Source organism: Stieleria sp., assembly GCF_041595215.1.
Classification (GTDB): domain Bacteria; phylum Planctomycetota; class Planctomycetia; order Pirellulales; family Pirellulaceae; genus Stieleria; species Stieleria magnilauensis.
On sequence record NZ_JBFHKV010001499.1, the window covers coordinates 1 to 1548 of the forward strand.

A 1548-nucleotide genomic window follows, 5' to 3' on the forward strand; every position below is an offset into this window, starting at 1 on the left:
CGCGGTTCATTTTTCGGCATCGAAGCGGTCGGACAAGAGTTTGTTTATATCGTCGATCGGTCGGGAAGCATGAACGGGGTCCGCTATCGACGCGCGATCGAAGAATTGAAGCGATCGGTTCGTGAGCTGCGAGAGGACCAAAAATTCTTTGTGGTGCTCTTTAGCAGTTCCAGCACGCCGATGTTTCAAGGGGCTCGACCGATGGCGATGATGGAGGCGACTGCGGAGAACAAGGACAAGCTGGAGGCTTGGTTGGCGACGATCGGCGCCGGCGGCGGGACCAATCCCAATTCCTCGCTGCGGACCGCGCTGAGGATGAAGCCGAGTGCGGTGTTTATGCTGTCCGACGGAGAATTCACTGAAACGAAGACGCAGAAGCGGGGCAGTCTATTGAACGCCGGCGGAGACGCCTATTCGATCGTCCAAGCCTCCGGCAGTTCGATCCCGATCCACGCGATCGCCTTTGAAGATCCACGCAGTTGCAAGAACATGAAACGTCTGGCCGAGCTGACCGGCGGTGAGTACCGTTTTGTCAACGCGTCCGGCAGGACGCAGGCCCAGTTGATCGCCGACGCCAAGACGATGGTCGGTCAGCCGCAGGACAAGGCGAGGGCGGGGCGTCAGCGGCAACTGAGTCACCAATTCGGATCGCATCAGGTGTCCGACAGTGCCAAACGGACCTACGCCGAGTTGTTGGTCGACGAATTCGAGAACACCTATGGTGTCATCGGCCAATCGGAGTCGATCGTCAGCGTTCCTCCCCTGGATGAATTGTTCGGGTTGCTCGAAGCGTTGGTCCATACCGATCCCCGCCGTCTCGCGATTGCGTCCTTGCAGGACAAGGTCGCCGGGGAACTCTCGCGTCGATTGCACGAGGCCGACACGTCCGAGGTCGAATCCACCTGTGATGCCATTGTGCGTTGGCGCGGTTCGGCTGCCGCGACAAGCGTTTTGGATCACATCGCCGATCACATGGGCACGCTGAACCGAGACTCCCCCGAAAAGGTCCCCGAAAAAGCCTTTGCGCGATTGCAATTGGTCAAGCGAATCCATCCGCGGTCCAAGGCCGTCGCGGTGTGCCAGATGATGTGCGATCAGATCCGTGATCAGATCATCGGAGAGTCCAACGTGATGCTCCAACGCGGTGACGTGGCGGCGGCGATTCGAAAGCTACGCGAGGCGAGGACGGGGCAACCGGATCCGACCCTGCGATCGCTCACCGATGCGGCACTGCGTGATTTGACGATGAAACAATTGGTCGCGGCACGGGACGCATCGATGCGGCGTGATCGCGAACTGAAGGATGAAATCAACGCGCAGTTGGAGTTGGGGTTCGGTGGCGATCCCCTGCTCGATCGGTTGCGCAAAGAACGCATCAGTTGTGAATTGAACGCCCGGCGGATGCTGTTGCAAGTCGGCAGCGAGAACGCTTACGCGGGACTGAAGATCAAACGACAGCAGCTCGAAGCCATCGTCCGACGCTATCCCGATGCGCTCGCCACCCGCCAGGCGAAGGCTCAATTGGATCAACTGCCCTCATGGGAAGCC

Annotated in this window: 1 pseudogene; it reads left to right on the top strand. The window is 59.4% G+C overall.

The features are described from left to right. Window positions 1–1548 (top strand): annotated as a pseudogene (locus ABX749_RS32460) (hypothetical protein); the annotation flags it as partial.